Source organism: Rhodoferax sp. (assembly GCF_028689305.1).
Classification (GTDB): Bacteria; Pseudomonadota; Gammaproteobacteria; order Burkholderiales; family Burkholderiaceae_C; genus Rhodoferax.
The window spans coordinates 4,492-11,302 of sequence record NZ_JAQTWM010000101.1; the positions used below are offsets into that span (position 1 = coordinate 4,492).

Sequence of the window (6,811 nt, forward strand, 5' to 3'; positions counted from 1 at the left end):
ACAGGCCAATGGCGATGATGATGCGCGGCACGATCATGGGCGCAATCATCAGCACCAGCACCGGCACCCGGCTGCGCTGGGCCTGGCGCACAAACCAGACGGCGGCCGGGTAGGCCAGCGCCAGTGACAGCACGCCAGTGGCGGCCGCCACGGTGGCCGAGCGCCAGGCGGCGCTGCGCCAGGCGGGGGTGTCCAGCGCCGCATACCATTGCCATGAGAAAAACTGGGGCGGCCAGTCGATGATGCCGGAGGTCGAGAACGAGACCGGGATCAGAAACAGCGCCGGCAGCACCAGAAACATCAGCAGGGCCGCACCACCCAGCCAGGCCAACAGCCGCACCAGTTTGTGGAGTCCGGGCAAGTGGGTCAGCGGCGCTGTCAGCTGATCCCAGGTGGCCCAGCACTGGCGCTGCCAGGCCAGGCGTTTGAGGTTCAGGTTTTCCTGCGCGGGTGCCGGGCGGCCGGTGCGGGCGCGTCCGATCAGGGTTTCAATGCCGAAGCTGCGGATGTAGAGGCCAAACAGCAGTGCCACCACGGCAAACATCAGCACAGCAGCGGCGGAGGCCAGCGGCCAGTTCAGCAGCTCCTGCACCATCTCAATGACAACATTGGCCACCATGGTCTGACGCGGCCCGCCCAGCAAGGCAGGCACGATGAAGAAGCCCACCGAGGTGACAAACACAATCAACCCGGCTGCCGCAATGCCCGGCAGCGCCAGCGGCAGCAACACCCGGACAAAAGCTTCGACAGGGCGCGCGCCGAGAGAGGCTGCCGCGGGCAGCAGGCGCGGGTCAATCGACTCCAGCACCGGCAGGATGGTCAGCACCGCAAAAGGCATCAGGCCATGCACCATGCCAATCAGCACCGCGTTGAGGTTGAACAGCAGCGAGGCGCTGGCCGGTTCACCGGTCAGCAGCACGATCAACGCATTGACGGTGCCGTTTTTGCCCAGCAGCACCAGCCAGGCAAATGACTTGACCAGAAAGCTGGTCCAGAACGGCAACAGCACCAACAGGTAAACCACCGACCGGGCCGAGCCATGCAGACGGTGAATCAGCAACGCGATGGGCAAGCCCCCCAGCAGGCACAGGGCAGTCGTCCACACCGAGATTTCCAGTGTGCGCAGCAAGATCGTGGCATACACCGGCGTGCTGGCAATGCGCTGGAGTGACGCCAAGGTCAGGCCGTCGGCAGGTGTCCAGACCGCCATGCCCAGAATGGTAGCCACCGGGATGAAGAAGGCCAGCGCCAGAAAGATCAGCAGGGGTGCTGCACCGGCGTTGCGGTACAGCGGTCGAAGCACGGCGTTCATTCTTTACGCTTTCAGGATGTGGCAGCGCTCGGAGTCCAGCCAGATGCCCACTGGTGTGCCAGGTTCCAGGCCACGCAGTTCGTGCATGGAGGTGGTGCGTTTGAGCACCTTGAGCTCGCTGGACCCGATGCGCACCAGCAGCCGGGTCATGGGCCCCAGGAAGATGCGCTCGGTCAGTACCCCCTGCAAGCGCAGGGCGTCGGTGGGGGCCGGGTGCAGCGGGGTCTCGATCTCGATCGACTCCGGGCGCAGCATCAGCAAGGCTGGCCCGTTGGCGGCCGGGGTGTCGTGCTGCAGGTCAAGGCCGAGTGCGGCCACCGAGACCTGTGCCAGCGGCTGGTTGGGCGCGCGGGCCACGGTGCAGTCCAGCAGGTTGGATTCACCCAGGAATTCGGCCGCAAACCGGGTCTGCGGCCTGAAGTACAGCGTCTCTGGCGGGTCAATCTGCTCCACCCGCGCCCGGTTCATCAGGCAGATGCGGTCGGACAGAACCAGCGCTTCCTCCTGGTCGTGGGTGACATACACCACGCTGGTGCCGAGCTCGCGGTGCAGCCGGGCGATTTCAAACTTCATTTCCTCGCGCAGGTTGCGGTCCAGCGCCCCCAGCGGTTCGTCCATCAGCACGATGGCGGGCTGGTAAGCCAGGGCGCGGGCCAGCGCCACCCGTTGCTGCTGGCCGCCTGAGAGTTCCTTGGGGACGCGGTGGGCCAGCGCTTCGAGCCGGACCATGGTTAGCGCACGCTGGACTTTGTCCTGCACCTCAGCGGCGGGCAGCCGCCGTGTCTGCAGGCCAAATGCCACGTTTTCTGCCACGGTCATGTGGGGAAACAGGGCGTAGTTCTGGAACACCATGCCCAGCCCGCGCCGGTGCGCCGGCAGGCCCGACACGTCGGCGCCGTCGAGCAGGATGCGCCCGGAATCGGGTTCAGCCAGCCCGGCAATCAGCGACAGCAAGGTGGTCTTGCCCGACCCCGAGGGGCCGAGCAGGGTGACAAACTCGCCGGCGGCGACGGTCAGGTCGGTCGGCTCCAGCGCGGTGAAGTGGCCATAGCGTTTGCTGACGCCGTGAATGCGTAGCTCCTGCATCAGGCGGTAACCCAGGCGTTGAATTTCTCGGTGACGGTATCGCGGTTTTTGGCCCAGTAGGCCACATTCCAGTCAATCCCGCCCTTGATGTTGTCGGGGTGGGCCGGGAAGGTGCGGGCGCGTTTTTCGTCAATGAACTTGTAGGCGCCGGGCAGGGTGGGCCCGTAGCTGAGGTGTTTGGCGAAAGTGGCCTGGCGTTCTGGCGAATTGGCAAACTTGATGAACTCGCGGCACAGGTCGGCCTTGGGAGAGCCCTTGGGGATGATCCAGCCTTCGGTGGTGAACAGGAACTGACTCCACATGATGGCCACCGGTGCGCCTTCATCGGCCACCACCTGGGCGCGGGCGTTCCAGGTCGGGCACATGTCCACTTCGCCGGATTTGAGCAGCTGCGAGGTCTGGGCGCCGCTGGTCCACCACACGCCAACGTCTTTCTTGATGCGCTCCAGGGCGCGGAAGGCGCGGTCCAGGTCCAACGGGTAGAGGGATGCCGGGGGCACACCATCAGCCAGCAGCGCGTATTCCAGGGTTTCCATCGGGTTGCGGCGCAGCGCGCGGCGGCCCGGGAAAGCCTTGGTGTCCCAAAAGTCCTTGAAAGTGCGGGGCGCCTTGCCCGCCGGGAATTTGTCGGTACGGTAGGCCAGGATGCTGCCCACCACGTCCACACCGGCGTAATACGGTGTCTTGAATTGGGCCGGCAGGTCTTTGAGCGCGGCGTCCAGGTTCAGCGGCTCCAGGTAACCCATGCCCAGCAGCGACTCGTGCACGTCTTTGCTCACGTGGGCCATGTCCCAGGTGTAGGACTTGGATTCGACCATGGACTTGATGAAGGAGGTGGGCTGGTGCTGGCCGGTGGCGGGCACGATCTCGATGCCGGTGGCGGCCTTGAAGGGTTTGTAAAAGGCTTCGCCAAAACCTTCGGCGTAGGGACCGCCCGGGTCGCGGATGACCAGGCGTTTGTCCTGGGCCAGCACCTCGGTGTTTTTGACCCAGATCATCATTCCCAGGCCGGCGCCTGCGAATGAGCGAATGACTTGGCGGCGTGAATTGTCGATTGGCATGCTTGTCTCCTGTAAAAGGGTTTTGGGGTGTGTTTTAGAAAATTATGACACCACTGTCATAAATGTCAACAAAACTTTGTTTTGTGGGTTTCGCGCGATACTTGCGCCTGTGAATACCACGACCGAACCCACTTCACCCCTGCCCAGCCGCTTTGTGGATTGGCTGGGCGAACGCTCGGCCCAAGTGGATCTGCTGCGCAAGGGGGAACGCACGCGTTTTGCCCTCAAATCGGCGGCGTCGCGCCTGCTGGAGGAAAAAGGTTATGACCGCTTTTCCACCGGCGACGTGTCCGATTACGCCGACGTGACGCGCACCGCGTTCTACAACTACTTTCCCAGCAAGCAGGCCCTGGTGCTGGAGCTGCTGGAAGATTTCCTGACCTTTTTGCGGCTGTCGCTCAAGCCGGTGCGCCGCTCGCGTGACCCGGCGGCGGCTGTGCTGGAGACCAATCTGGCGTATGTGCGGTTTTTTTCCGTTAATGCGCAAGTCATCCTGTCGATCCAGCATTTGCGCCGAGCCCTGTCCGGCGCCGAGCGGCAGCACTTTGACCTGAACGACTGGTGGGCACGCAAGGTGGCGCAAGTCATCATGCAAAGCAGCGGCCAGCAGGACGGCACCCGTTCACGTTTTGCCCTGGCGACGGCTTACGCCCTGGAGGCCATGGTGGACGGTTTCCTGACCGAACTGTATGTGCGCAAGAACCCGAACCTGGTGGCGCTCAAGCTCAGTGAAGAAGAGGTGGCGAAAATCCTGTCCGATGTGTGGACTGGCGCCACCGGACTGCAGGGCACGACAGAGTCGGATTGATTTGGTATAAAAATAGCCATTAGCCCACCATATATATGGTGTTGTTGCTATCAAAATGATAGTTTACGACGAGGTTCGGATTCGACAGCATGCGCCAGGACAAACTCGGCGATGGATGTGACGTCCGACAGGTGCAGATGTGATAGCCCGGGTGTCACCGATCTTTGTGACGGCAATGTCGGTGGTCGGTCGCTGGCAATGGCCACAATGCCGGGCCAGTCTGGCCACAGGGTGTTTTTGTTCAGGGACTCACGCCACACTTCCAGCTTGGGAAAGTCTCCGTTCTTGAACCCCTCCACCAGCACCAGGTCGCAGTGCTGCATGCGATCCACCAGATAGTCCAGCGCAGGTTCCGCAGCGCCACGCAACTCGTGCATCAGAGCCCAGCGATCATTGCCCAGCAAAAGCACCTCCTTGCAGCCGGATTCACGCAGGCGGTAGGAGTCTTTGCCCGGGCGGTCAATGTCAATGTTTTTGTGGCTGTGCTTGATCAGGGATACGGTCAGACCACTGGCCGCAATGGTCGGCACCAGGCGCTCCAGCAGTGTTGTCTTGCCCATGCCGGAATGTCCGGCGATGCCAAACAGCTTCATCACGGTCTCCTTTGTGCATCAAACCTGTGTAAAGAACCCGATTCCGACCAGTGTCAGCAGCGTCAAGCCGCAGGCAATCAGCACAAAGCCCAAGGCCTTGGACAGCGCCAGTCTGGTGGGTGACGGGGCATTCACCAAGTACTTCTCCAACTCACCACTGGCCACCAGCCGCTCATACTCCTTGGCGTGGTCATGCTTGAACTCTTCCACCGAGAAGCTGCCGGTGAACATCACCACCTCCACCGGGAACTTGTCGGGGCGGAAATGGTTGTTGAAGAAATGCACGGTGAACAGGAACACCACCGCCAGGAACGCCTCTTCGGCATGGAAGATCGCCGCCACGTTGAACACCCAACCCGGCAGGAAAGCCCCAAAGAAGTTGGGCAGCCACATGATCAGACCACTCACCCCAATGATGGTCACCCCCCAGAACGGTGCCCAGTAGTCAAACTTCTCCCAATAGGTCCAGTGGTCAAACTGCGGGCGTGGCCCTTTGCCAAAGAACCACTTGAACATGGCAATCATGTCTTTGCCATCTTGCAGATTCGGCACCAGAGACTCCGGCCCAAAGATCTTGAAGCTGCGCCAGTTCCTGGCCAAGCGCCACACCACATAGAACAAGTGCCAGAAGAACACCCCGGCAAAGATCACCGCATTGGTGCGGTGGATGATGCCCGCAATGTGCGGCCCACCCAGTGCATTCATCAGGGTCGAGGCCCAAGGCGAGGCCGGGTAGAACAGCGGAATGCCGGTCAGGGTCAGCACCATCAAACTCAAGGCGAAGACGATGTGGGCCACCCGCCAGATCGGGCTGAAGCGGCGAACGTGTTTGCCCCGGTAGGGTTCGGGCACGCTGGCCAGGCGGATGTGTTTCTCACCGGCATGGGCTTTGCGTTCCTTGAATTCACGGTAGAACCACAGCAGGGTGTGTAACCAGAAGAAGGCAAAGGTGCCGACCAGCAACTGCAGCATGATTTGCCAGGCGATCCAGATTTGCGGGTATTTGTTGAAGTCCCCTGAGTGACCATGCGGTTGGTAGGTGGCAAACCCAGCCGGGGCCAAGGCCAGCTCTTTCTTGCCGCTGTGGCAGGACTGGCAGGTTTTGAGCAGGTTATTGGCATGCACGGTGGATTTGGGGTCACTCACCTTGGTGATCTTGTGGCTGCCGTGGCAGTCATAACACTTGGCGGTGTAGGCATAACCCAGGGTGCTGATTTGCCCGTGGTAGGTGGCCATGTAGGTTTTGAGATTGTCTTTGTGGCAGGAGCCACATTGGTCGGTGACCGCCAGTTTGAAGGGGTCGATGCTGGAGCTGGTGATGGCATGGCTGGAGTGGCAGTCGGTGCACACGGCGGCTTTGACATCTTGTTTGTCCATGACAGCCTTGCCGTGCACTGAGCCGGAGTAGCTGTCAAGCTGGTCTTCGTGGCATTTGGAGCCACAGGACTCGGCAATACCCAAGCGCCATTGGTCGTAGGCGGGGGTGTTTTTGCCTGGCACATTGAAGCTGTGGGTGTCGTGGCAGTCGTCGCAGGTGGCGTTGGGTTTTGTCTTGTCGTCTTCACTCATGCGGGCATGGAAAGACTTGTTGTAGGCCTGGATGTTTTTGACCACCAGTTCCAGCTTGGGTTTGTCTTTGGCGGTGCCTGCTTTCTGGGCTTCTTGCCAGAGGGTTTCATGGCAGCCAGCGCAGTCGACCTTGGCCAGTTTCAGGGCTGGGTCTTTGCTGTGGGCGTTGGCGGTTTCAGCGTTGTCTTTGATGTCGGTGTGGCAGGCCACACATTGCATTTTGGCGTGCACACTTTGGCCGAACTTGTCGGGCAGCACCGCATGCAATTCCCGTTTTTCATCGTCTTTGCCGGGCACTTCGATTTTGGCTTTTTGGCCGTCGTGGCAACTCAGGCAGGTGGTGTTGTCGAGTTTTGGGCTTGCGCAAAGGGCGGAGAAACTC

The 6,811-nt window shown here is 61.2% G+C and carries 6 protein-coding genes; 1 reads left to right on the forward strand and 5 read right to left on the reverse strand.

What is annotated here, in order from left to right; translation table 11 throughout:
- The 3 genes from PHW99_RS15975 to PHW99_RS15985 form a co-directional block, all read right to left on the reverse strand.
- Positions 1-1,312: ABC transporter permease subunit (locus tag PHW99_RS15975; protein WP_300179808.1), on the reverse strand; the 1,312-nt coding region annotated here is incomplete at its 3' end.
- Positions 1,313-1,315: 3 nt separating this feature from the next.
- Positions 1,316-2,398 (reverse strand): ABC transporter ATP-binding protein, encoded by a 1,083-nt coding sequence (locus tag PHW99_RS15980; RefSeq protein WP_300179811.1) that lies wholly within the window; start codon positions 2,396-2,398, stop codon positions 1,316-1,318.
- The gene (locus PHW99_RS15985; RefSeq protein WP_300179814.1) at positions 2,398-3,459 is read right to left on the reverse strand and encodes an ABC transporter substrate-binding protein; all 1,062 of its coding nucleotides are present in this window, start codon (positions 3,457-3,459) and stop codon (positions 2,398-2,400) included. Before PHW99_RS15985 ends, PHW99_RS15980 begins: the two co-directional genes overlap by 1 nt.
- A 109-nt stretch (positions 3,460-3,568) precedes the next feature.
- Between PHW99_RS15985 and PHW99_RS15990 the strand changes: the two genes are divergently transcribed.
- On the forward strand, positions 3,569-4,267 hold the full coding sequence (locus PHW99_RS15990) for a TetR/AcrR family transcriptional regulator (RefSeq protein WP_300179817.1): 699 nt from the start codon (positions 3,569-3,571) through the stop codon (positions 4,265-4,267).
- A gap of 50 nt (positions 4,268-4,317) precedes the next feature.
- Here the strand turns inward: PHW99_RS15990 and mobB are convergent, their stop codons facing one another.
- A complete protein-coding gene (gene mobB / locus PHW99_RS15995) occupies positions 4,318-4,860 on the reverse strand; it encodes a molybdopterin-guanine dinucleotide biosynthesis protein B (RefSeq protein WP_300179820.1) in 543 nt (180 codons plus the stop codon).
- An 18-nt stretch (positions 4,861-4,878) separates the two neighbouring features.
- A partial coding sequence (locus PHW99_RS16000) for a cytochrome C (RefSeq protein WP_300179823.1) occupies positions 4,879-6,811 on the reverse strand: 1,933 nt, incomplete at its 5' end.